General features: G+C 62.5%; 21 protein-coding genes. 13 read left to right on the forward strand and 8 right to left on the reverse strand.

Translation table 11 applies throughout. The features are described from left to right. From BM186_RS00090 to BM186_RS00125, 8 genes are all read left to right on the forward strand, one after another. Complete coding sequence (locus BM186_RS00090; protein WP_003245288.1) at positions 1-366, forward strand: response regulator; 366 nt, start codon at positions 1-3, stop codon at positions 364-366. Between the two features lies 1 nt (position 367). Beyond that, the gene (locus BM186_RS00095; protein WP_074912867.1) at positions 368-694 is read left to right on the forward strand and encodes an STAS domain-containing protein; all 327 of its coding nucleotides are present in this window, start codon (positions 368-370) and stop codon (positions 692-694) included. 13 nt (positions 695-707) lie between these two features. Beyond that, positions 708-2,924, forward strand: a complete 2,217-nt coding sequence (locus BM186_RS00100) for a chemotaxis protein CheA (protein ID WP_074912869.1) — start codon at positions 708-710, stop codon at positions 2,922-2,924. A gap of 13 nt (positions 2,925-2,937) precedes the next feature. After that, positions 2,938-4,578, forward strand: a complete 1,641-nt coding sequence (locus tag BM186_RS00105) for a methyl-accepting chemotaxis protein (protein WP_074912871.1) — start codon at positions 2,938-2,940, stop codon at positions 4,576-4,578. Positions 4,579-4,588: 10 nt separating this feature from the next. Next, positions 4,589-5,098: a chemotaxis protein CheW gene (locus BM186_RS00110; RefSeq protein WP_074912873.1), complete on the forward strand. Its 510-nt coding sequence runs from the start codon at positions 4,589-4,591 to the stop codon at positions 5,096-5,098. Beyond that, positions 5,098-5,907: a CheR family methyltransferase gene (locus tag BM186_RS00115; protein ID WP_072425970.1), complete on the forward strand. Its 810-nt coding sequence runs from the start codon at positions 5,098-5,100 to the stop codon at positions 5,905-5,907. The genes BM186_RS00110 and BM186_RS00115 overlap by 1 nt, the downstream gene beginning before the upstream one ends. Positions 5,908-5,929: 22 nt before the next feature. Further along, complete coding sequence (locus BM186_RS00120) at positions 5,930-7,000, forward strand: protein-glutamate methylesterase/protein-glutamine glutaminase (protein WP_074912875.1); 1,071 nt, start codon at positions 5,930-5,932, stop codon at positions 6,998-7,000. Between the two features lie 236 nt (positions 7,001-7,236). Further along, a complete protein-coding gene (locus BM186_RS00125; RefSeq protein ID WP_072425972.1) occupies positions 7,237-7,881 on the forward strand; it encodes a response regulator in 645 nt (214 codons plus the stop codon). Between the two features lie 8 nt (positions 7,882-7,889). Here the strand turns inward: BM186_RS00125 and yegS are convergent, their stop codons facing one another. Beyond that, positions 7,890-8,792: a lipid kinase YegS gene (gene yegS / locus BM186_RS00130; protein ID WP_074912877.1), complete on the reverse strand. Its 903-nt coding sequence runs from the start codon at positions 8,790-8,792 to the stop codon at positions 7,890-7,892. Between the two features lie 177 nt (positions 8,793-8,969). On the opposite strand from yegS, the gene BM186_RS00135 reads away from it, so the two are divergent. Further along, on the forward strand, positions 8,970-9,668 hold the full coding sequence (locus tag BM186_RS00135; protein WP_074912879.1) for a pirin family protein: 699 nt from the start codon (positions 8,970-8,972) through the stop codon (positions 9,666-9,668). 187 nt (positions 9,669-9,855) lie between these two features. On the opposite strand, the gene BM186_RS00140 is transcribed toward BM186_RS00135, so the two are convergent. From BM186_RS00140 to BM186_RS00150, 3 genes are all read right to left on the reverse strand, one after another. Continuing rightward, complete coding sequence (locus BM186_RS00140) at positions 9,856-11,415, reverse strand: FGGY-family carbohydrate kinase (protein ID WP_074912881.1); 1,560 nt, start codon at positions 11,413-11,415, stop codon at positions 9,856-9,858. Positions 11,416-11,556: 141 nt separating this feature from the next. Then, a complete protein-coding gene (locus tag BM186_RS00145) occupies positions 11,557-13,140 on the reverse strand; it encodes a glycerol-3-phosphate dehydrogenase/oxidase (RefSeq protein ID WP_074912883.1) in 1,584 nt (527 codons plus the stop codon). Positions 13,141-13,142: 2 nt separating this feature from the next. Next, on the reverse strand, positions 13,143-14,738 hold the full coding sequence (locus tag BM186_RS00150; protein ID WP_074913507.1) for an FAD-binding oxidoreductase: 1,596 nt from the start codon (positions 14,736-14,738) through the stop codon (positions 13,143-13,145). A 125-nt stretch (positions 14,739-14,863) separates the two neighbouring features. On the opposite strand from BM186_RS00150, the gene gliR reads away from it, so the two are divergent. Beyond that, a complete protein-coding gene (gene gliR / locus BM186_RS00155) occupies positions 14,864-15,898 on the forward strand; it encodes an AraC family transcriptional regulator GliR (protein ID WP_074912886.1) in 1,035 nt (344 codons plus the stop codon). On the opposite strand, the gene BM186_RS00160 is transcribed toward gliR, so the two are convergent. Genes BM186_RS00160 through BM186_RS00175 form a run of 4 tightly spaced genes read right to left on the reverse strand, consistent with a single transcriptional unit; the run spans position 15,895 to position 18,362 of the window. After that, positions 15,895-16,494 (reverse strand): HvfX family Cu-binding RiPP maturation protein, encoded by a 600-nt coding sequence (locus BM186_RS00160; protein WP_074912887.1) that lies wholly within the window; start codon positions 16,492-16,494, stop codon positions 15,895-15,897. The genes gliR and BM186_RS00160 overlap by 4 nt on opposite strands. A gap of 5 nt (positions 16,495-16,499) precedes the next feature. Next, positions 16,500-17,210, reverse strand: coding sequence for an HvfC family RiPP maturation protein (locus BM186_RS00165; protein ID WP_074912889.1), 711 nt, complete (start codon positions 17,208-17,210; stop codon positions 16,500-16,502). Beyond that, the gene (locus tag BM186_RS00170) at positions 17,207-18,049 is read right to left on the reverse strand and encodes an HvfB family MNIO-type RiPP peptide maturase (RefSeq protein WP_074912891.1); all 843 of its coding nucleotides are present in this window, start codon (positions 18,047-18,049) and stop codon (positions 17,207-17,209) included. The genes BM186_RS00165 and BM186_RS00170 overlap by 4 nt, the downstream gene beginning before the upstream one ends. Positions 18,050-18,068: 19 nt before the next feature. Continuing rightward, on the reverse strand, positions 18,069-18,362 hold the full coding sequence (locus tag BM186_RS00175; RefSeq protein ID WP_003245323.1) for an HvfA family oxazolone/thioamide-modified RiPP metallophore: 294 nt from the start codon (positions 18,360-18,362) through the stop codon (positions 18,069-18,071). Between the two features lie 588 nt (positions 18,363-18,950). Between BM186_RS00175 and BM186_RS26185 the strand changes: the two genes are divergently transcribed. From BM186_RS26185 to BM186_RS00190, 3 genes are all read left to right on the forward strand, one after another. After that, a complete protein-coding gene (locus BM186_RS26185; RefSeq protein WP_099481796.1) occupies positions 18,951-19,910 on the forward strand; it encodes a DUF5677 domain-containing protein in 960 nt (319 codons plus the stop codon). Positions 19,911-19,972: 62 nt separating this feature from the next. After that, positions 19,973-20,614 carry a DUF5343 domain-containing protein gene (locus BM186_RS00185; RefSeq protein ID WP_074912894.1) on the forward strand — a complete coding sequence of 214 codons (642 nt, stop codon included), beginning with the start codon at positions 19,973-19,975 and terminating at the stop codon, positions 20,612-20,614. Then, positions 20,611-21,192, forward strand: a complete 582-nt coding sequence (locus tag BM186_RS00190; RefSeq protein ID WP_074912896.1) for a Swt1 family HEPN domain-containing protein — start codon at positions 20,611-20,613, stop codon at positions 21,190-21,192. The genes BM186_RS00185 and BM186_RS00190 overlap by 4 nt, the downstream gene beginning before the upstream one ends. Positions 21,193-21,706 lie beyond the last annotated feature (514 nt).

The raw sequence follows: 21,706 nt of genomic DNA on the forward strand, positions 1-21,706 counted from the left end.
ATGGCCAAGACCATTCTGATAGTCGACGACTCCCTCTCCATGCGCCAACTGGTGAAGATGACCCTCTCCGGCGCCGGCCACACCGTCATCGAGGCGGTGGACGGGCGCGACGCCCTGAGCAAGCTCAACGGACAGAAGATCAACCTGATCATCAGCGACGTGAACATGCCCAACCTCGACGGCATCGGCCTGGTCAAGGAAGTGAAGGCGCGCAACGAATACCGCTTCACCCCCATCGTCATGCTCACCACCGAGAGCGAACAGGGCAAGAAAGCCGAAGGCCAGGCCGCCGGTGCCAAGGCCTGGATCGTCAAGCCGTTCCAGCCGCAGCAATTGCTGGCGGCCGTCGACAAGCTGGCCAGCTGAAATGTTCGAACTGATCCATGACCCACGGCAGCAGCCCGAGCGCCTGGCGCTGGTCGGCAGCCTGACCATCTACGAGGTGCGCCAGGCCCACGAGGCGTTGCTGGCCGCGCTGACCGGCAGCACCGCGGGCGGCCACTGGCAGCTCGACCTCGGCCAGCTGGAAGAACTGGACAGTGCCGGCGCCCAGCTGCTGCTGGCCCTGCAGCGTCAGCTGAGGCAACAGCAGACGCGCCTGGAAGTCGTCAGCACCGCCGACGCTCCGCGCGAGCTGCTGGAGATGCTGCGTCTGCAGTCGCTCCTTCCCACACCCCCAACGGCGCAGGCCTGAGCCGGAGACGCAGATGCTCAATGGAGATCAATGGAGCCAACTGCTCCGCGGTTTCATCGACGAAGCCGGCGACCTGATCAAACAGGCCGAGGAGTACCTGCTGCAGCTGGACCAGACGCCCGAGGACGAAGATGCGGTCAACGGCCTGTTCCGCGCCATGCACACCCTCAAGGGCTCGGCGGGGCTGTTTTCCCTGACGCCACTGGTCAGTTTCACCCATCACCTGGAAAGCCTGCTGATGTCGGTGCGTGACAGCCAGCGCACGCTGGAGCCCGCGCTGGTCTCGCTGATGCTGCGTTGCCTGGACGAAATCGCCAGCATGGTGGGGCTGATCGACGTCGACTCCGGCGAGCTGCCGGTGGACGAGACGCACCAGAACGAACTGCTCGCCGCCCTCGCCGCCTATGGCGCGCCCGCAAGCGTCGAGCCCACTACCGCGCCAGTGGTCCCTTCACGTTCCTGTGCGCAACGCGGCATCTTCGAGCGCTGCGCCGGCTGCGACGCGGATGGAGCCTGGCACATTTCCCTGCGATTCGAAGCGGATCTGCTGCGCAACGGCTTCGACCCAGCGTCCTTCGTTCGCTACCTGACGCGTCTGGGCGACATCCTTCGCCTCGAAGTGATCGACGAGGCCCTGCCTTCGCTGGCCGAGATGGACCCGGAGAGCTGCTACATCGGTCTGGAAATCGACCTGTGCAGCGAAGCCAGCAAGGCCGAGATAGAGGAAGTTTTCGCGTTCATTCATGACTTCTGCACCCTGCGCATCCTGCCGCCACACGGCGCCCAGGAGGATTATCTGCGGCTGATCCAGGAGCTGCCGGAAACCGACCAGCGCATCGGCAGCATGCTGGTCGCCAGCGGCCTGCTCACCGAGCACGAACTCAACCAGGGCCTGGCCCTGCAGGCACAGGCAGAACCGGAGAAGGCGCCACTGGGCAGCCTGCTGGTGGAAGAAGGCATGGTGGCGCCGCAGGTGGTCAATGCCGCCCTGGCCAAGCAGCAGTCGGTGCGCGAAAAACGCAGCCAGGAAAGTACGCAGATCCGCGTCGCCGCGCACAAGCTCGACGAACTGATCAACCTGGTCGGCGAGCTGGTGATCAGCGCCGCCGGCGCCCAGCTGCGCGCCCAGGCCCACGGCGATGCCGGTTGCGTGGAAAGCACGCAGACCGTCAACCAGCACGTCGAGCAGATCCGCGAGGCGGCGCTGAAACTGCGCATGATCGAGATCGGCGACACCTTCAACCGCTTCCACCGGGTGGTGCGCGATGTCAGCCAACAGTTGGGCAAGGACATTCGCCTGCAGATCCGTGGTGCCGATACCGAGCTGGACAAGTCGGTGATCGACAAGCTCGCCGACCCGCTCACCCACCTGGTACGCAACGCCATCGACCACGGCATCGAGTCCGCCGAGCAGCGCCTGGCCGCCGGCAAGCCGGCCGAGGGCCAACTGCAGCTCAATGCCTACCACGAGTCGGGAATGATCGTCATCGAAGTGGCCGACGACGGCCGCGGGCTGAATACCGAGCGTATCCGCCAGAAGGCCATCGACCGCGGCCTGATCGACGCCCAGGCCAACCTGGCCGAACCGGACATCCACGCCCTGGTGTTCGCCGCCGGCTTCTCCACCGCCGACAGTGTCTCCGATCTCTCCGGCCGTGGCGTCGGCATGGATGTGGTGCGCAGCGTCATCGACGGCCTGCGCGGCAGCATCGAGATCGATTCCGTGCTCGGCGCCGGCTGCACCTTCCGCATCCGCCTGCCGCTGACGCTGGCGATCATCGACGGCTTCCTGATCAGCCTCGGCGAAGAATTCTTTGTAGTCCCTTTGGACATGGTCACCGAGTGCCTGGAAATGGATGCCGATCAGCTCGGCGACAGCACCTACGGTTACCTGACCCTGCGCGGCAAACCGCTGCCGTGCATTTCCCTGGCCGCGCACTTCGACCTGCCGGCCAGTCGCAGCAAGCGCCGCAACATCGTGGTGGTCAACCTCGGCCGGCAACAGGCCGGGCTGGTAGTCGACCACCTGCACGGCGAACTGCAAACCGTGATCAAGCCGCTTGGCCTGCTGTTCCAGCATCTCCAAGGCATCGGCGGCTCGACCATCCTGGGCAGCGGGCAGGTCGCCCTGATCCTGGATATCCCCAGCCTTTTCCGTCATCTGCAAAACCATGTCGAAGCCAACGGCGGCGATCGTCGCCAGTCGCATCCGCACATCAGCGGCTCCTGAGGAGTAACCCACCATGCAATTCATCCGCAATCTCAAGATCGGTGTCAGGCTGATCGCCGGCTTTACCCTGGTGGTGATCCTCACGGTCGCCATCGGTGCGCTGGGCATCCGCAACCTGGCCGAGGTCAGCCATCTGTCCGACCGCATGTACGAGAACGACATGCTCGGTCTCAATGCCCTGCAGGAAGCCAATACCCAGCTGATCGTCGCCGGCCGCTCGCTGCGGGCCGCGCTGCTGGCCAGCGACGAAGCCGGCCGTGACACGGCTGCCAACAGAGCTTTCAAGGCCCTGAGCGACACCAAGGCGCTGATCGAGCAATCCAAGAACTCCTTCCTGACCGCAGAAGGCAAGGCCTACGTGGATCGTCTGGACGATCCGCTGAACGACTACGCCGTGCTGCTGGAGCAGGTACTCAGGTCCTATCTGGCCTCCGGCGCACTAGCCTCGGAGACGCTGGCCAGCGCGCAGATGCCCGAGTTGGCCCGACGCGGCGATATCATCGACAACCTGCTCAGCGAGGTGGTTGTGCACAAGCGCGAGCGGGCCAAGGATGCCAATCAGCAGATCACCGATATCTACCTGAGCTCGCGCACCCAGATGATCGTGTTGATCCTGATCGCCGCCGCGCTCGGCTTCGCCATCGGCATCTTCATCACCCGCTCCATCTCGCGGCCGCTGAACCGCGCGGTGGGCGTCGCCAACAGCCTGGCCGAGGGTGACCTGACGGTCAGCGTAGAGGTCGATAGCCGCGACGAGACCGGCCGCCTGCTGGCCTCGATGCAGCACATGACCGAGCGCCTGCGCAGCGTCATGGCCGACGTGCGCAGTGCCGCCGACTCGCTGTCCTCGGCTTCCGAGGAGGTCAGCGCCACTTCGCAATCACTGAGCCAGGCCGCCACCGAACAAGCCGCCAGTGTCGAGGAAACCACCGCCTCGGTAGAACAGATGTCCGCCTCCATCGCGCAGAACACCGAGAGCGCGCAGATCACCGACGGCATCGCCGGCAAGGCCGCCAACGATGCCGTGCAGGGCGGCCAGGCCGTGCGCGACATGGTGCTGGCCATGAAGCAGATCGCCGACAAGATCGGCATCATCGACGACATCGCTTACCAGACCAATCTGCTGGCCCTCAACGCGGCGATCGAAGCGGCGCGCGCCGGTGATCACGGCAAAGGCTTCGCCGTGGTGGCGGCCGAGGTGCGCAAGCTCGCCGAACGCAGCCAGGTGGCCGCCCAGGAAATCGGCGGCGTGGCCAGCAACAGCGTGCACCTGGCCGAACAGGCCGGCGCCTTGCTCGATCAGATCGTGCCGAACATCCAGAAGACCTCGGACCTGGTGCAGGAGATCACCGCCGCCTCACAGGAACAGAGCACCGGCGCCGGGCAGATCAACATCGCCATGGGCCAGATGAACCAGATCACCCAGCAGAACGCTTCGGCTTCCGAGGAGCTGGCGGCCACCGCCGAGGAAATGAACGCCCAGGCCAGCCAGCTGCAGGAGCTGATCAGCTACTTCCACCTGGGCACCGGCAGCCCAGCCAAGGCGCCGCGGCGCGACGAGCGCAGCCAGAGCAACGTGCGCGAGCTGCGCCGCAGCGAACGCAAGACGTCTGCGGCACCGGCCGATGAAGGCCAGTTCGTCAACTTCAACTGAGGGCCCCGACATGAATGGTCTATCCGCCAGCCATCAGGTGGCGCCACCGGACAGCGTGCAGCACCTGTCGTTTCGCGTGCGCGATGCCCGCTACGCCCTGCCCATCGAACTGGTGCGGGAAATCATCGAGTATGGCCAGGTAACCACGGTGCCGATGATGCCGAGCTTCATCCACGGCGTGATCAACCTGCGGGGCAACGTGGTACCGGTGCTGGACCTGGCCGCGCGCTTCGGCTTCGAGCTGACCCGGCCGGGCAAACGCACCTGCATCGTGATCATCGAGCTGAACCTGGATGAGCAACAGCAGCGCATCGGCCTGGTGGTCGATGCGGTCGACGCGGTGCTCGACATCGAGTCGGACGAGGTCGAGCAGGCGCCGCCGTTCGGCGCCGGCATCCGCACTGACTTCATCGCCGGCATGGCACGGGACAATGGTGGTTTCACCATCATCATCGACGTGCGGCGGGTGCTCTCGCTCGACGATATCCGCCAGTTGAGCCTCGCCCAGCAGGCCAGTTGATGCCCAGCGGTCACCTGCCCAAACTCAACGATCAAGACTTCCGCTTCCTCCAGCGCCTGATGCTGGAGGAATCGGGCATTCGCATGGCCGAACAGAAGCGCACCCTGGTCGCAGGACGCCTGATGGGCCGCCTGCGCTCGCTGCAGCTGCAGGACTACAGCCAGTATCTGCAACTGCTCAACCGGCCGGAATCGGTGGACGAACGGCGTACCGTGATCGATCTGCTGACCACCAACGAAACCTACTTCTTCCGCGAGCCGCAGCACTTCACTGTGCTCGGCGAGTGGGTGGCCAGGCAGCGCCGGCCGCTGCATCTATGGAGCGCTGCCAGCTCATCCGGCGAAGAGGCGTTCAGCATGGCGATGACGGTGGCCGAACATGCACGCACCCAGGACTGGTCGGTGTTCGCCAGCGATATCAGCCGTCGGGTGCTGGATCGTGCGCGCAGTGCCACCTACTCCATCGACCAGGCCGGGCAGTTTCCCGCCGGCTGGCTCAAGCGCCATTGCCTGCGCGGCGTGGAGGAAAGCGAGGGGCTGCTGCGCATCAACCAGCCGCTGCGCCATCGGGTGACCTTCGCCGAGGTCAACCTGATGCGTCCGCTGCCTCAGGGCATCGGCCCGTTCGACGTGATCTTCCTGCGCAACGTGCTGATCTACTTCGCTGCTGAACAGAAGCGCGAGATCGTCAACCGCCTACTCGAGCGCCTGCGCCCGGGCGGTCTGCTGTTCATCGGCCATGCCGAAAGCCTGCATGGTTTCGGCCTGCCGCTGCGTACCCTGCGCCCGTCGGTTTTCGAGCGCCAATGACGCCACAGCCTGGAGTGCCACGATGCCCAGCGCCGCACAGATCAAGGTATTCATCGTCGACGACTCGGCGCTGGTGCGCCAGGTGCTGACTGCCTGCCTGGAAAGCCATCCCGGCATTCAGGTGATCGGTCAGGCCGCCGACCCGCTGTTCGCCCTGGAGAAAATGCACAAGCAATGGCCAGACGTGCTGGTGCTGGACGTGGAAATGCCACGCATGGACGGCATCACCTTCCTGCGCAAGATCATGGCCGAACGGCCGACGCCGGCGATCATCTGCTCCACCCTCACCGAGGCCGGTGCCGCGGTGACCCTGGATGCACTGGCAGCCGGCGCGGTGGGCGTGTTCACCAAGGCCAGGCTGGGCCTGCGCGAAAGCCTGCAGCAGATGTCCGGCGACCTGATCCGGCAGATCGAGATCGCCGCCCGCAGTCAGCCACGCGCCATGCCGCGCAAGGCCGTCGAAGCGCCGCCCGCCGCGGCAGTAAAAAGCGAACGCGCCCCGGCTGTTGTTCACCTGACCACCACCGACCGGGTGGTAGCGCTAGGCACTTCCACCGGCGGCACCCAGGCCCTGGAGGTGGTGCTGCGTCAACTGCCGGTGGATTGCCCCGGCATCGTCATCGTCCAGCACATGCCGGAGAAGTTCACCGCCGCCTTCGCCCAGCGCCTGGACAGCGTCTGCGCCATCGAGGTGCGCGAGGCGCGGCATATGGACCGCGTACGCCCCGGTCTGGCACTGGTGGCGCCGGGCGGCCGCCACATGCAGCTCAAGCGCAGCGGCGCGCAGTACTTCGTCGAAGTGCTCGACGGCCCGCCGGTCAACCGCCACCGGCCTTCGGTGGACGTGCTGTTCCGCTCGGTGGCCCGGCATGCCGGGCACAACGCACTCGGGGTGATCATGACCGGCATGGGCGACGACGGCGCCCGCGGTCTGCTCAGCATGCGCGAAGCCGGCGCGCGCACCGTGGCCCAGGACGAGGCCAGCTGTGTGGTCTTCGGCATGCCCAAGGAGGCCTTGCGCCTCGGCGCAGCACAGGGCACCGAATCGCTGCAGGGCATACCGCGGTTGATCGAGCAGTACGGGCGCGGCTGAGGCCGCTTGGCTTGACCGATCCGTCAGGCCCGACCTGACATCTCGGCAGCATCGACTATGCTCTGCCGGTGCGGCGCCGCAGTTTTATCCCTCGGATTCGCAACACCCTCCGCGTCACCTGCAGGCCGGCCGCTTGCCATGGATCTCCGGACTTCTGTCCGGACAAAAAAGGGAGCGTCCCTCATGCACAGTTCCTCTCTTCAAATCCCACTTCGACCAGCCAGGGCGGTGCGGCCATGACCTGCCGGGTATTGCTGGCCGACGACCATGCGGTAATTCGCGCCGGCGTGCGCGCGATGATCCAGGACATCGACGACTACACCATCGTCGGCGAGGCCGAGGACGGCAAGGAAACCGTGGAACTGGCCCGCGAGCTGGAGCCCGACATCATCCTGCTGGACATCTCCATGAAGCGGGTCAGCGGCCTCGAAGCCCTGCAGGTGCTGAACCGTCGCTCGCCGGACTGCAAGGTGCTGATCCTGTCCATGCACACCGGCCCGGAAGTGGTACTCGAAGCCCTGCAAAAAGGTGCCCACGGTTACCTGCTCAAGGACGCCGCCGCCTTCGAGCTACGCCTGGCACTGGAGGCGGTACGCCGCGGCGACCGTTATCTGAGCTCGGCCATCGTGCAACCGGTGATCGAACAGGCGGTCTCCAAGGTCAACGCCCATTCCGAGCACGGCCTGACCCAACGTCAGCTTGAGATCCTGCGTCTGATAACCCGTGGTGAATCGACCCGTTCCATCGCCAACGGCCTGGGGCTGAGCGTTAAGACCGTCGAGGCACATCGTGCACAGATCATGAAACGTCTGCAGATCCACGACGTGCCGAGCCTGGTGCTCTACGCGGTACGCGAGGGCATCATCAGCCCGGACGACTGAGCGGCTGCCTAGCCGGCACCGCCCAGCAACGCACACCCCGGCGGCAGGTGCATGCGCAACGCTGCCGGGCGGGTTTCGAAACGCAGGCGATTGCTTTGCGTCGGCTCGCCATCGAGATTCAGGGCCAGGCCTTCCGGCGCCTCCAGCTCGACCTGGGGCAGCCGCGCACGGATCGACACCGTCTCCAGCCCGAGCATGCCTCCCGACAACAGGGTGCCAAGGGTCGCCGGAATGTCCTGTGGCGCTGGCACGATGCACAGGTCGAGCATGCCGTCGTCGGCAAGCGCTTCCGGGCACAGCACGTGGCCGCCCCCGGCCTGACGACCATTGCCGATGCCCATGGCGAGAAAATCTCCTTCCCACTCGAAACCGGGCCCGTGGAAACGGCCGAACGCCGAGCGCAGTTCGGCAAATCGGCTGAGGCCGGTGAGCAGATAGGCAGCGCCGCCGAAAACCTTTTTCAGATCCTCGGAGGTATGCGCGGTAACGGTGGAGCCGAAGCCGCCGGTCGCCATGTTGAGAAATACCCGTCCGTCCGCCAGGCCCAGATCCACCGGGCGGGCTTCGATCTCGAGCAACTGCAGGGCTTCCATCGGCGCCAGCGGTACCCCGGCAGCACGGGCGAAGTCGTTGGCGGTGCCCAGCGGCAGCATGGCCAGGCTGGCCTCGCCGCCGGCCTCCAGCATGGCCTCGGCGACATCGCGCAAGGTACCGTCGCCGCCGCCCGCGATCACGGTCGGGTAGCCGCCGGCCAGCCCCTCCTGCACCAGGCGCTCGGCGTCGCCGGCCTCCCAGGTCAGGCGCACGGCCAGATCCCAGCCGCGCTCACGCAGGCCGTTCACCGCTGCCCTCACTTCTTCGTTCAGCGCCTGCTTGCCATGCAGGATCAACCAGGCCATGCGTTCGCGCATTGCGCGTCCTCCTTGAAAGGATCAGCGAAAGCCCAGTGCCTGGCTCCCGCAGAAATTAATCAAATTAATCGATATCAATACCGCAAAAATTGCGCTTTTAAATCGATCAATCCAAATGGATCATTCATCCATCAACGCTGCACGGGACTGAACTCGTGCATGACTGGAGGATTGACCATGATCGATGTACGTCCGTTCGAACAACTCGGTGGTGCTCACCACGGCTGGCTCAACGCCCGTCACCACTTTTCCTTCGCTGAATACTACGACGCCGAGCGGATGAACTGGGGCCGTCTGCGCGTCTGGAACGACGACGAGATCGCACCGCACTCGGGCTTCCCGCCGCACCCGCACCGCGACATGGAGATCATCACCTACGTTCGCGAAGGTGCCATCAGCCATGAGGACAACCTGGGCAACAAAGGCCGTACCGAAGCCGGCGATGTGCAGGTAATGAGCGCCGGCACCGGCATCGCCCACAGCGAGTACAACCTGGAAGATGAAACCACCAAGATCTTCCAGATCTGGATCCAGCCGAACCAGGCCGGCCTGCCGCCCTCCTGGGGCGCCAAGCCTTTCCCCAAAGGCGACCGCTCGGGATCGTTCGTCACCCTGGCCAGTGGATACGAGGAAGATGTCGACGCCCTGCGCATCCGTACCGACGCACGCCTGGTAGCTGCCACGGTAAAGGCGGGAGAGAGCGCCGAATACGCCCTGCAACCGGGTCGCAAGGCCTATCTGGTGGGCGCGACTGGTGCTTTCAGTGTCAACGGCGTAGCCGTCAAGGCACGCGATGGCGTGGCCATCGCCGATGAAACGCTGATCCGCGTCGAGGCGCAGGAAGACAGCGAGATCGTGCTGGTGGATGTCGCCTGATGCACAAACCAATCGCCCTCCACTTCGGAGGGCGATCTTTTTTCTGAAGTGACGTAGGGCGTACTTGGCTTTGGCTTCCTGCGTCGCTCTACCTCCTGCATCCATGCAGTCGTCGCGAAGCAGTACGCCGCTGAGTTGGTGTAGCACCAAAGAATGGCGGACTGTTCGCTTCGCTCCTGAGTCCGCCCTACGCCGGGTAGCCAGTGATCTTGCGAATGCGCTGGTACAGCGGTTTGAGCTGACGGTACATGCGCTGATAGACCTGCCCGTAGAGCTGCTGGTAAACCCGCTGGGCCTCCGGGTTCGGCTGGAATACCTGGCCGACGCGGGTCATGGCGGCGATGGCGCTCGGGTAGTCGGCGTGCAGTCCCAGGCCCACCGCGCAGTTGATCGCCGCGCCCAGGCCGCTGGTCTCGTACAGGTGCGGACGCTCGGCCGGCAGGCCGAAGATGTCGGCGGTCAGCTGCATCGCCGCATCGCTCTGCGAACCACCGCCGGACACGCGCAGGCGCTCGATGCGGGTGCCTGAGCGTTTTTCGATACGCTCCTTGCCCTGGCGCAGGGCGTAGGCCAATCCCTCCAGAATCGCCCGATACAGATGCGCGCGGGTATGTACGTCGCCGAAGCCGATGATCGAGCCCTTGGCCTCCAGGCCCGGCTCGCGGATGCCCGGCGTCCAGTACGGCTGCAGCATCAGGCCCATGGAGCCAGGCGGCACGGCGTTGACCAGTTCGTCGAACAACACCTCGGGCGGCACGCCCATGGCCTCTGCACGCTGCATTTCGCGCAGGCCGAACTCGCGCTTGAACCAGCTGACCATCCAGAAACCGCGATAGATCATCACCTCGGTATTGAAGTGATCCGGCAGCGCCGCCGGATACGGCGGAATCAGCGGGATGGTTTCCAGATAGCGGCTGCGTATGGTGTTGATGGTCGCCGTGGTGCCGTAGGACAGGCACGCGGTGCTGGCCTCCAGCGCGCCGGAGCCGAGCACTTCGCAAGCCTTGTCGGCCCCGGCGGCGATCAGCGGCAGGCCCTCGGGAATACCGGTATAGCGGCTGGCCTCGGCGCTGATCTGGCCCAGTCGCTCGCCCGGCTTGAACAGCTCGGGCAGTTGCTCGGGGCGCACCTTCAGCGCCTGCCATTTCCAGTCGCCCGGCGCCGCCCAGCGCAGGCACTTGTAGTCGAACGGCAGGTAGGCCACGCAACTGCTGGCCGAATCGACGAAGCGACCACACAGGCGATGGGTGAGAAAACCCGAAAGCAACAGCACCTTGTGCGTGCGTGCCGCAATGTCCGGCTGATGCTGAGCCACCCAATTGACCTCGGCCTGGCCACGGAAATGATCGACCGCCTCCTCGGCACGCGCCAGCTTGAACAGCCAGCCCCAGAGCCCTTTGATCCGCCCCGCAACCTCGGCGCGGCGTTGGTCGAGCCAGAGCATCGCCGGGCGCAGCGGCGTGCCCTGCTCATCGACATGAATGATGCTGCCGCGCTGGGTGGTCACGGCCACTCCCTTGATCAGGCGGCGGTCGATATCCACCTGCTGCCACAGCAGCCGGCAGGCCTCGCCGAGGCTGGCCCAGTAGTATTCCGGGTCCTGCTCGGCCCAGCCCGGCTGGCTGGAAAAATAGGGATCCAGCTCCACCTTGCCCTTGGCCAGCAGGTTGCCCTGGGTATCGAACAACAACGCGCGCACGCTCTGGGTGCCGTTGTCGATGCTCAGCAGGTAGCTTGGTTCGCTCAAGGTGCAGTCCTTTTTGTTATACGTGTGGCTACGTAGCCCGGATGAAATCCGGGAGCTGCATCGTCGTTCATCCCCGGATTGCATCCGGGCTACAACCGGGTGGCAGCGGATTGCCGGTGCGCACGGCGCACCCTACGCACATCATTCGCTGTCATCCGGCAGGCTGTAACAGCGCCGCCACAGCGCCAGGTAATCCGTCTCTTCCTGCTGCCAGCGCGCATCGCTCCAGCCAAGGCGTGGTTGGCACAGCGCGCGGATGCGCGGCAGCTCAGCGCGGCCGCCGCCTGCCAAGAGCAGGCCCAGGCGGGTGCGGCGCAGCAGTAGGTCGTCCAGGTGCAGCACCAGCTCGCCCTCGGCGGCCCAGGCCAGTTCGGCCCACAGGGTGTTCGTACCCGCGACGCAATCGCCGCCCACCTCGTCGATCAGGCGCATCACCTCATCCAACTGGCGGCCATGGCGGCCGGCCAGACGGCGTTGCTGCGCCGGGCTCAATGCCGGCATCGGTGTCGGCGTACTCGCAGCGAAGACCGCGCCGCCCTGATCATCCACCGGCTTGCCGACGAACGTGGCACAGGCGCGCAGCACCTCCAGCGCCAGCAGGCGGAAAGTGGTCAGCTTGCCGCCGGCCAGGGTCACGCTGCCCGGCTCGATCCATAGCGCATGTTCGCGCTTCTCGTCGGAGGGTTTCAGTGCGCTGCCACCATCGCTCACAACCGGACGCACGCCGGCCCAGGTCGACAGCACGTCGGCACGCGTGACCTCGGCGGTCGGGAACTGCTGGGCACAGGCGGCCAGCAAGTAGTCGACCTCCTCGGCGCTGATGGCGGCTTCATGATCGAGATCGTCATCATGATCGAGATCGGTGGTGCCGATCACCGTCGCGCCTTCCCAAGGGAAGACGAATACCGGGCGCCCATCGCTCTCGTGCATAAAGCTGAAGGCATGCGCCACCGGCAGGCGCCAGTTTGGCAGCAGCAGGTGGCTGCCGCGCAGCGGACGAATGCGACCATTGCCGGGCTGGCGCAGGCGATCGGCCCAGGCGCCGGTGGCCTGCGCAACGGCGCGGCTGCGCAGACGGTAGCGGTTGCCCGTCTCGATATCCTCGGCCAGCACGCCGACCACCTGCTCTGCTTCACGCAACAACTCGACCACGCGCATGCCATTGAGCGCCTCGCCGCCTTCGGCGCGCGCCTCGCCCAGCACGCGCTGCACCAGGCGGGCGTCATCGGTTACCGCGTCGAAGAAGCGCGTGCCACCGAGCAGGCCATCTTCGCGAATGCCCGGCGCCAGGTAACGCAGTTGCTGCAGCGGGTAGAACAGGTGATTGCGCTTGCCGGCCAGGGCGTCGTATAGACTGAGCAGGCCGCCGAATACCTTCGGCCCAGGGAAGCCGCCGCGGTAGTGCGGCATGACGAAACTCAACGACTCTACCAGTCCTGGAGCCTCGCCAAGCAGGCGCTGGCGCTCGCGCACCGAATCGCGGGTCAGCCCCAACTGCCCCTTGGCCACGTAACGCAGCCCGCCATGGACCATCTTCGACGAGCGGCTGGAGGTGCCCCAGGCAAAATCGCGCTGTTCCAGCAGCAGGCAGCGCCAGCCACGCCGCGCCGCCTCCCGCAGGATGCCGGCGCCGCAGATGCCGCCGCCGATCACCAGCAGATCCCAGTCATTCGCGGCCAACTCGGGCAGCGCGCGCATGCGCCAGGTGGCGTTCCAGGGCTCCATGCTCAGTCCTGCAGCAACACGCCAGGCGCCAGGCGCTGGTCGGGGTCGAAATGCATGGCCAGGCTGCGCAGCGTGGCCATGCCCAGCTCGCCCTTCTCCGCCGCCAGGTATGGCGCGTGATCGCGACCAACACCGTGCTGATGACTGATGGTGCCGCGGTTCTCGGCGATGGTACGGCTGGCCGCCGCCTTGAGCCGCTGCCAGCGCGCCATGGCGGTGGCGTAATCGGCGCCGGGGCGGAATACGTAGGTGGTGTAGATGCTCGAACCTTCGCCGTAGACATGCGACAGATGGGTGAAGACATGCACACGCTCGCCCTCGCCGGCCAACTCGTCACGCAGGCTGGCCTCGACCTTGTTCAGCAGGTTGTCGACGTTCGACCAGTCGGTGGCGGTTTCCAGGGTGTCCACCAGGTAGCCGCGCTCCCACAGGCCATGACGCAGGTAGGGGAAGCGGAAGCGGTTGTGCTCCCACTTCTTGCCCAGCAGGGTGCCGGTGAACACACCGCCAAAGCCTTTCAGCAGGCGCCGCGCCTGTTTCAGCGAGGCGGCGTTCTGCACCCGATTACCGGTGACGCCGAAGGTCAGCATGCACTTGCCGTCGCGGGCGCCGCGCAGGGCCAGATACTTCTCCAGCAGGGCGATCTGCTGCGGGTGGCCGGCCAGGGCCAGTTGCGTGCGGGTTTCGATGGCGTTGGACAGGCGCAGCATGGACAGCGGCACGCGTGCTTGGGCCAGGCTGCGAATGGCGCTCAGCGCCTGCTGCCAACTGGGCAGGAACACGGCGTAGAAGCGCTCCTGCTCGGCCAGGCGGCTGATGCGTACGCGCACCTCAGAGATCACCCCGAAGCGCCCTTCCGAACCCAGCACCAGCTCGCGCAGATCGGGGCCGGCGGCCGACGCCGGGAAGGTGGGAATCTCCAAAGTGCCGGCGAAGGTTTCCAGCTTGCCGCCAGCGAACAGTTGCTCGATACGCCCGTAGCGCAGCGACTGCTGGCCGCTGGAGCGACTGGCGACCCAGCCGCCGAGGGTCGACAGCTCCCAGGACTGCGGGAAATGCCCCAGCGTATAGCCACGGGCGCGCAGTTGGCTCTCCACTTGCGGGCCGTTGGCGCCGGGGCCGAAGGTGGCGATCAGGCTGTCTTCGTCGATATCCAGCAGGCGCGTCATGCGCTCCAGCGACAGGGTCAGCACGGGGCGCTGGCCGGCCTGCGGGTTGATGTGGCCGGCCACTGAAGTACCGCCGCCGTAGGGAATCAGGGTGACGTCATGCTTTTGCGCCCAAGCCAGCAGCTCGCGGATCTGCTCGGCACTTTCCGGGCAGGCGACGCCATCGGGAAACAGGCCGAACTCACCGGAGCGCATCGCCAGCCAGTCCGGCAGGCTCTGGCCACGGGCATGGCGCACGCGCACTTCGGCGTCCTGACAAATCAGTGGATGCGGCGCCAGGCGCGACGCCGGCACGCGCGCCAGCACCTCCTGCAAGCTGGCATCGGCCAGACGCTGGCCCGGCCCGATCAGCTCGGCGAGAAAGGCCTCGCCATGGGCCGGCAGTTCCACCTCGGTCGCTTCGTCTCCCCATCCGTTCCAGCGTCGCATCGCATCCCCCATTTCGATCAGCACTTATGGCTGCCTATACTAGCCAGCCGCCGATTTCCGTCACTGTCGAATCGGGACAGGCCTTATCGCCAATCAAGACAGGCACCCCAGAACAAGAAGAATCCATGGAAAACCTCGGCTATACCTCGGTTCCCGTCCTGCTCAAATACCTGCGGCAGGCCGAACAACTCGGCCTGGACATCGACCGCGCCCTGGCCGCAGCCGGCATTGGCGCGCAGGACCTGGCCGACAACGGCAAGCGCATGCCCAGCGAGGTGCACGAACGCCTGCTGGCACATCTGCTGGAGGTGTCCGGCGACCCGCTGTTCGGCCTGCACGCCGCGCGTTTCGTCCAGCCCGGCTCGTGGAGCGTGCTCGGTTACATCGCCATGAACTGCGCCACATTGGGCGAAGCTATGGGCCGCATCGTGCCCTACGAGAAACTGGTGGGCGATATGGGCACCAGCCGCATCGAAGCCGCCGAGGATCACGTGCGGCTGATCTGGAGCTGCCGTCATCAGGCGCCGGACGTGCGCCGGCACATGGTGGAGAACGTGCTCGCCTCCTGGCTGCTGTACGCGCGCTGGATCGCCGATTCCGAGCATTCGCCGCGCGAAGTCTGGTTCGAGCACGTACAACCGGCTGCCACCGACCTGGCCGAATACCAGCAACTGTTCGGCTGCCCCGTACTGTTCGAGCAACCCTGCAACGCCCTGCTGGTGCCGCTGGACTACCTTGGCGTGCCGCTGCGCCAGGCCGACGCCAACCTGCTGCGCACCCTGGAAGAACATGCTCTGACCCTGATGGCCGGGCTGGACGAGGACGAGCCGCTGCCGCGACGGGTGAAGAACGCCCTGCGCCTGCTGCTCAAGGACGGCCTGCCGCGCAAGGAACGGGTGGCGGAAAAGTTCGACATAACCGTGCGCACCCTGCAGCGCCACCTGCAGCAGGCCGGCACCAGCTACCAGCAGATACTCGACGAGCTACGCCAGGAGCTGGCCGAGCACTACCTGCTGCGCAGCGACCTGGCGATCCAGGACATCGCCTGCTACCTGGGTTTCACCGAGTCACGCTCGTTCCACCGCAGCTTCAAGAGCTGGACCGGGCAGACGCCGGGCGAGTTTCGCGAGAGCCGGCGCCGGGGTAATCCGCTGGGTTAGCGCGGAGTTCTGAAACGCCGCGCGAGCCAGTAATCGACGCTCAACCAGCGCCCTGCCCCGCTGAAGAACAACGCCACCAGCATCACCAGGTAGGTGGCGGCGAACTCGATGCCGTTGTTCAACACCACGAACCTGCCGCTGGCGGTCAGCCAGTCGTAATTGCCGTGCTCGCGCAGAATCGCCCGCGCCCGTTCGAGTTTCTCTGCTGCTGCCAGCACGCGCTCGTTGGCAAAGGGCGCGGATGGGTCGGCAATCGCCTGCCAGCCATAGGGCCAGTGCACGGCGAAGATCGCCACCAGCATGGTGACGATCAGTGGAATGCTCACCCAGCGCACCGCCAGGCCGAACAGTAGCAGAATCGCGCCGCCAGCCTCGGTCAGCGCCGCCGCCCAGGCCAGCAGTTCGGGGAATGGCAGGCCCAGGCCCCAGTCCGGATTGCCGAACCAGGCGGCGGTAGCGTCGATGTCGGCCAGTTTCTGTGTACCGGCCATCCAGAACACCGGCACCAGATACAGGCGCAGCAACAGCGGGCCGAGAAAATCCAGGCGCCGGGTAGCCTCCAGCGCATCCTGGAAACGATTGAGCAAAGCGATCATGGTGGTCAGTCCTCGGAATACGGAAACCAGATATCGCGCGCCTGCCAGTCATCCAGCAGCGCGCGGGCATTGTCGAAATAGGCGCGATCCGCCGCCAGGCCATGGCCCGTGGCCAACTCCAGCTGCGCCTGCACAGGCGGCTCGCCGGCCTGTAAGCGCAGCGCCAGTTGGTAGGCGAACGGCGCCAGTTGCATGAAGCGCACCTGATCCTGGCGGTCGCGCCAGACCAGCAGGCAGGTCGGCTCGGCAGGCGGCTGAGTGGGTTGATGATCGACACCGATCATCTGCACCGGCCAGCGATACGCCAGCGGCCAGGCCAATGGCGACCAACCGCGCTCGGGCAACTGCGCATCGCTGACATCCAGCGCCAGCTCGACCCACTCGTAGTGGGCCAGCTCCAGCATGAACGCAGGGTCGTCAGGCTCGGCGCGATAGCCCTGCTGCAGCCAGGCGATGAATTCCTGGCTGATCTCGAGAAAGTAGGGCGTGCTCGCCCGATGCTCGGCGAAGAAGGCGCGCAACAGCCGCTGCCAGCGCTCGACTCCGAGAACCCCACGCAGCACCGGAAAGGCGCCGCCCACCAGGCTGGCGACGTTGTTGAAGAACAGCTCCTCGTAGACCACCATGCGCTCGGCCGTGATGCCCGGCAGCAAAGACTGCGCCTCGGGCTGACGAATACGCGCAGCGAAGTCGCGCTGCTGCTGAACGCCGCTCATGTGCCGTACCTGCTCAGCGGTTGTGCAGCCTGTTGCAGGCTGCGGATATGCGCCAGCTCGGCATACAGCTCGGCCAGCGGCGGGAAATTGAAGTCGCGTTCCAGCAGCGTCGGGCGTACGCCATGCCGCGCGTAAGCGCTGCTCAGCAGCGCCCACACCGGGTCGATCACCGGCGCACCGTGGGTGTCGATCTTCAGGTCTGCCGCCTGGTCGTAATGCCCGGCGACATGCAGATAGGCGATGCGCTCGCTGGGCATCGCGGCAATGTAGGCTTCGGCATCGAAGCCGAAGTTCAGGCTGTTGACGTAGACGTTGTTGACGTCCAGCAGCAGCTGGCAGTCGGCACGTTCCAGCACGGCGCGAACGAAATCTGCCTCGTCCAGCTCGCCGGGCAGGCGCGCATAGGCCGATACGTTCTCGATGATCAGCGGCCGCTCCAGCACCTCCTGGACGATGCGCACGCGCTCGGCGATGCGCAACACCGACTCTTCGGAAAACGGCAGCGGCATCAGGTCATACAGCTGGCCATCGTCGGCGCAGGCCGACAGGTGTTCGCTGTAGGCCAGCACGCCGTGCTCGTCGAGAAAGCCCTTGATGGCGTGTAGCAGTTCCAGGTTCAGCGGCGCGAAGCCGCCTAGGTTGAGGGACAGACCATGGCATAGCAACGGCCGGCACTCGCTCAGGGCGCGTAACTGCTTGCCCAGCCGACCACCGACACCGATCCAGTTCTCCGGCGCCACTTCGAGAAAGTCGGCGCCGCTGGCATGATCGCCGATTAGCTCGGCGAGCAGCCCGCGACGCAGGCCGAGACCGGCGCCGGTGAGGTGTGCGAGGTGCATGATCCGTCCTCCCCTGCCCTTACTCGCTCTTCTCGCCGCCGCACTTGCCTTCGCCGCATTTACCCTCGGCATCGGCCTTCTTCTCGCCGCCACACTTACCCTCGCCGCACTTGCCTTCCTTGTCAGCTTTCATCTCGCCACCGCATTTGCCTTCGCCACAGGAACCTTCCTGCGCCTTCTCGGCAGCGGCCAGGCTGTAGCCGCTGGCCAGCTCCTGCGCAGCGAAGGGGTTGCTGGCGGCATGGGCAGTGAAGGCCACGGAAGTCAGCAGCGCAGCGCCCAGGGTGGCAGTCAGGGTATTGAGTTGTTTCATGGCATCTCTCCATCGGTTTCGAATGCGGGGCCAGGTTGGCGCCCTCGCAGCAATTGACGAGGTAGAGATGCGGGCGTTACAGCGGGCGAAAAAAGTTTTTCGTAGCCCGGATGAAATCCGTGAGCGTTGCCCGCTACCAGTCGCGGCTACGACTGCATGGATGCAGGAGGTAGAGCGAAGCAGGATGTCAGAGCCGAGAGCCCCTCCCACAGTTATAGGAACATCCACCGCACCGTGGGAGGCGCTTCAGCGGCGAGGCTTTCGATAGCCAGTGGCACGAACAGCCAGTGCAAGCGTTAGATGGACAAGGTGCCATCCATGCATTGCAACTCTGCATCGCCCCTTGATTCGACACAGTCTCTTGTGTGCCTTGCACCTTTCCAGTGCCTTTGTGTATACCTATCCAGTAGTAATGAAAGCGTGAAATGTGGAGGTCAAGCGAATACGCGCTGACGCATGCTTCACGCTCTAAGTCGTTGAAATTTTTAAATTTTTCTGAGTTTAAAGCTGCCACTTTTCGGAGTTATACCGCCTTCCATGCTATTGGATTAGTACGGAAGACTATCTAATCACTGTTAGAACCACGCCATGAAAATGAACGAATTAGTTAGAGAATTTATAACCAAAAGAACACTTTCGTCCGACATGGAGCTAAATGCCCCGCTTCATGAAGCAATATATCGCCTAGAAGCAACGGACAAATTAGCCAGAGAACTGCTTGAATCAAACAAGGCACTCCTTGAGGATCTTGTTTATTGGCCTTCACTACACGACATGTACGAAAGAAGTTATGAGTATTGCTGTGGCGTACTTGGATGCTTTTTAATCGCCCAATTTCAGTCAAGCGAAGCCCTGTGCAGAACAGCTATTGAAGGCGCAGTAAATTTACACTACACAAGTCTTGGCGACTCTTTAAGCAAACAAATTGCATACTTTAAGAACCACCTTGAGACAGAAAGAAAACAAAACATCAACTGGAAAAATAGCGTAGCAAGCAGCAGCCACTCCGAGGAACTGAAACAGTATCACTTTGAAAAAATAGATCAAAAAAACATTGCTCTTAACAATTACGAAGACATGCTCCGAGAATCTCTTTCGCTGGTTCAAGTTAGCTTTGATGACATCAATGAAAAGTGGCCAAGCATATTTGACAGATTCTGCGCAATAAACGACGAGATTGGATATAGAACCATCTATGCAGCTCTCTGCTCCCAGGCCCACAATGATGCAGAGGACGCACTAAACAAAATTTACGCACGAGTTTGCGCAAGTGTCGACGGCTTAGATGAGGCACATTTCATTGAACAGTACAATTTTTCTCTATACATGGCTTTGATGGCAATCAAATATCACATATTCGCATCAGCAATGTACATTGCAAAACTTGAAATAAGCGCAGAGCCACTTATAGAACATTACAAAAAAGTGATGGACGCCATTACCCTTGTCACTGAGAACGGACCAAGACTTGTAAGAGAAAAAATCACCGTCAGGCAAGGTTCTAACTATGCGCTCAAATCGCTCACTTCGTTCGCTGGGACGGGCTGAAGCCCGCCCTTTAGCTTAATCGTTATGCAATCAATACACGGTAGAAACAAGGAGAATAATTAATGAGTTTACCTACCTCTTACATGAACTCAGTAAAGCGGATACCAGACATTTTGGAGGCGATTCAAACTGCACAAGCTCCTCAAACATTTCATACCAGATTTCTTGAGCAGCTAGGGTTCAAATCGAAAGGAGATCGACTAGTTATAGGGGTTCTGAAGGACTTAGGCTTTCTAGATGAAAAGGGGACCCCAACTGAACGCTACTACCGATTCCTAGATCAATCGCATTCAGGTGCTGTACTGGCTGAAGGTATCCGCGAGGCATGGTCAGATCTTTTCGCGATAAACGTCAACGCTCATCAAATGCAAAAAGCGGAATTCGTGGGTAAATTAAAGACGCTTTCGCAGGGCCAGCTAAGTGACCGCGTAATTGATTGCCACTATATGACCTTTGGCGCGCTGGTTAAGAATGCGGATTTTACTAGTCATAGCGTACGGCAGAGGCCGAAAGTTGAGACAGAGAGAAGTGAGCCAAAAGAAGTCGATAAAACCAAAATGGACTCTAGCTCCAGTGGCCATGGAGGTGGAAGTAAGCTCGAATTTGGAGGGCTCGTCTACAACATTCAAATAGTCCTTCCCGAGTCGAGAGATCCAGTTGTTTACGACGCGTTGTTTAAAAGCCTTAAAGAGCATCTGTCATGACTGGGAATGACCAGCTCTATAGCTTCGTTCTAAAAGGTCTCCTTACTGAAGAATCTCTAGATAAAGCAGGACGCAAGAATCGTTCTGAAATCGCTCTATCAGATGAAGCCATAGCGGCCACTTTATCCTTGGATTTACTGCCATCAGATCTAGTTGCCAACGCTCGCTCTATGGCAGTCATTTATACTGCTGTAGCGGCATTTGAAAATGCCGTACGAGAGTTGATATCGGGAGTTCTTTTAGAGAATTATGGAGAGGGGTGGTGGGAGCAATGTGTCTCTCAGAATGTAAGAGGGCGGGCCGAAAAGCGCGCTGAAGAGGAACGAAAAATAAAGTGGCATACACAAAGGGGCGTAAACCCAATTAATTACACGACAATGGCTGATCTTGTAAATGTAATGAGAAATAACTGGGACCACTTTGAGCCCCATGTTCGCTCTATAGATTGGGTTGCTAGCGTTTTTGACGCTGTAGAGAGGTCAAGGAACGTAATCATGCATAGTGGAATTCTTGAGCAAGGCGATATTGAAAGACTTGGTGTTTTTCTGCGCGACTGGGTGAAGCAGGTTGGCGCATAACAATGCATTGCAGCGGACAAGCCGCTGAATGCGGCGTTAAATTTCAATGAAAATGGAGTCACGGATGAAAAATATACAAACATTCATAGTGATAGCTTTTGCTTTTTTTATAAACGGCTGCGCATCTCAGTACACCCCACCAACCTCTGGCTCGCAAGCAAAGGTAACATATATTTCCGAAGCAAATAACAACGCTTTGCAGGTATTTTATTTCAAATCGTACGAATGCAACAAGCCCGAAATGATAAAGTCTTTTAAACAATCTGAGACTAGGCAGCGACACACGATATACGTTCAGGCTGGCAAGAAATTTATAAATACATTTCGTCTTCTTCAAACCTCCAATTCGCACTTAACGTGGTATTACTCTACAATCGAATTCACTCCCAAAGAAAATGAAGAATACTTGATAACTCTGCACGGCGAAACTTATGTCAAATCTAGCATTAAAAAACTTAAGGGTAATGAATATGAGTTGATTGCAAACTTGACCAGGCCTGAGAGGAGTTGCACA

Origin of the sequence: Ectopseudomonas toyotomiensis, assembly GCF_900115695.1 — a bacterium.
In the GTDB taxonomy this organism is placed as follows: domain Bacteria; phylum Pseudomonadota; class Gammaproteobacteria; order Pseudomonadales; family Pseudomonadaceae; genus Aquipseudomonas; species Aquipseudomonas toyotomiensis.

Coding starts and splice junctions, on each gene's coding strand:
- BM186_RS00125 (WP_072425972.1), top strand. CDS start 7,237: ATGACCTGCCGGGTATTGCTGGCCGACGACCATGCGGTAATTCGCGCC.
- BM186_RS00165 (WP_074912889.1), bottom strand. CDS start 17,210: ATGAGCGGCGTTCAGCAGCAGCGCGACTTCGCTGCGCGTATTCGTCAG.
- BM186_RS00175 (WP_003245323.1), bottom strand. CDS start 18,362: ATGAAACAACTCAATACCCTGACTGCCACCCTGGGCGCTGCGCTGCTG.
- BM186_RS00095 (WP_074912867.1), top strand. CDS start 368: ATGTTCGAACTGATCCATGACCCACGGCAGCAGCCCGAGCGCCTGGCG.
- BM186_RS00100 (WP_074912869.1), top strand. CDS start 708: ATGCTCAATGGAGATCAATGGAGCCAACTGCTCCGCGGTTTCATCGAC.
- BM186_RS00190 (WP_074912896.1), top strand. CDS start 20,611: ATGACTGGGAATGACCAGCTCTATAGCTTCGTTCTAAAAGGTCTCCTT.
- yegS (WP_074912877.1), bottom strand. CDS start 8,792: ATGCGCGAACGCATGGCCTGGTTGATCCTGCATGGCAAGCAGGCGCTG.
- BM186_RS00135 (WP_074912879.1), top strand. CDS start 8,970: ATGATCGATGTACGTCCGTTCGAACAACTCGGTGGTGCTCACCACGGC.
- BM186_RS00150 (WP_074913507.1), bottom strand. CDS start 14,738: ATGCGACGCTGGAACGGATGGGGAGACGAAGCGACCGAGGTGGAACTG.
- BM186_RS26185 (WP_099481796.1), top strand. CDS start 18,951: ATGAAAATGAACGAATTAGTTAGAGAATTTATAACCAAAAGAACACTT.
- BM186_RS00170 (WP_074912891.1), bottom strand. CDS start 18,049: ATGCACCTCGCACACCTCACCGGCGCCGGTCTCGGCCTGCGTCGCGGG.
- BM186_RS00110 (WP_074912873.1), top strand. CDS start 4,589: ATGAATGGTCTATCCGCCAGCCATCAGGTGGCGCCACCGGACAGCGTG.
- BM186_RS00145 (WP_074912883.1), bottom strand. CDS start 13,140: ATGGAGCCCTGGAACGCCACCTGGCGCATGCGCGCGCTGCCCGAGTTG.
- BM186_RS00115 (WP_072425970.1), top strand. CDS start 5,098: ATGCCCAGCGGTCACCTGCCCAAACTCAACGATCAAGACTTCCGCTTC.
- BM186_RS00185 (WP_074912894.1), top strand. CDS start 19,973: ATGAGTTTACCTACCTCTTACATGAACTCAGTAAAGCGGATACCAGAC.
- BM186_RS00090 (WP_003245288.1), top strand. CDS start 1: ATGGCCAAGACCATTCTGATAGTCGACGACTCCCTCTCCATGCGCCAA.
- BM186_RS00105 (WP_074912871.1), top strand. CDS start 2,938: ATGCAATTCATCCGCAATCTCAAGATCGGTGTCAGGCTGATCGCCGGC.
- BM186_RS00160 (WP_074912887.1), bottom strand. CDS start 16,494: ATGATCGCTTTGCTCAATCGTTTCCAGGATGCGCTGGAGGCTACCCGG.
- gliR (WP_074912886.1), top strand. CDS start 14,864: ATGGAAAACCTCGGCTATACCTCGGTTCCCGTCCTGCTCAAATACCTG.
- BM186_RS00120 (WP_074912875.1), top strand. CDS start 5,930: ATGCCCAGCGCCGCACAGATCAAGGTATTCATCGTCGACGACTCGGCG.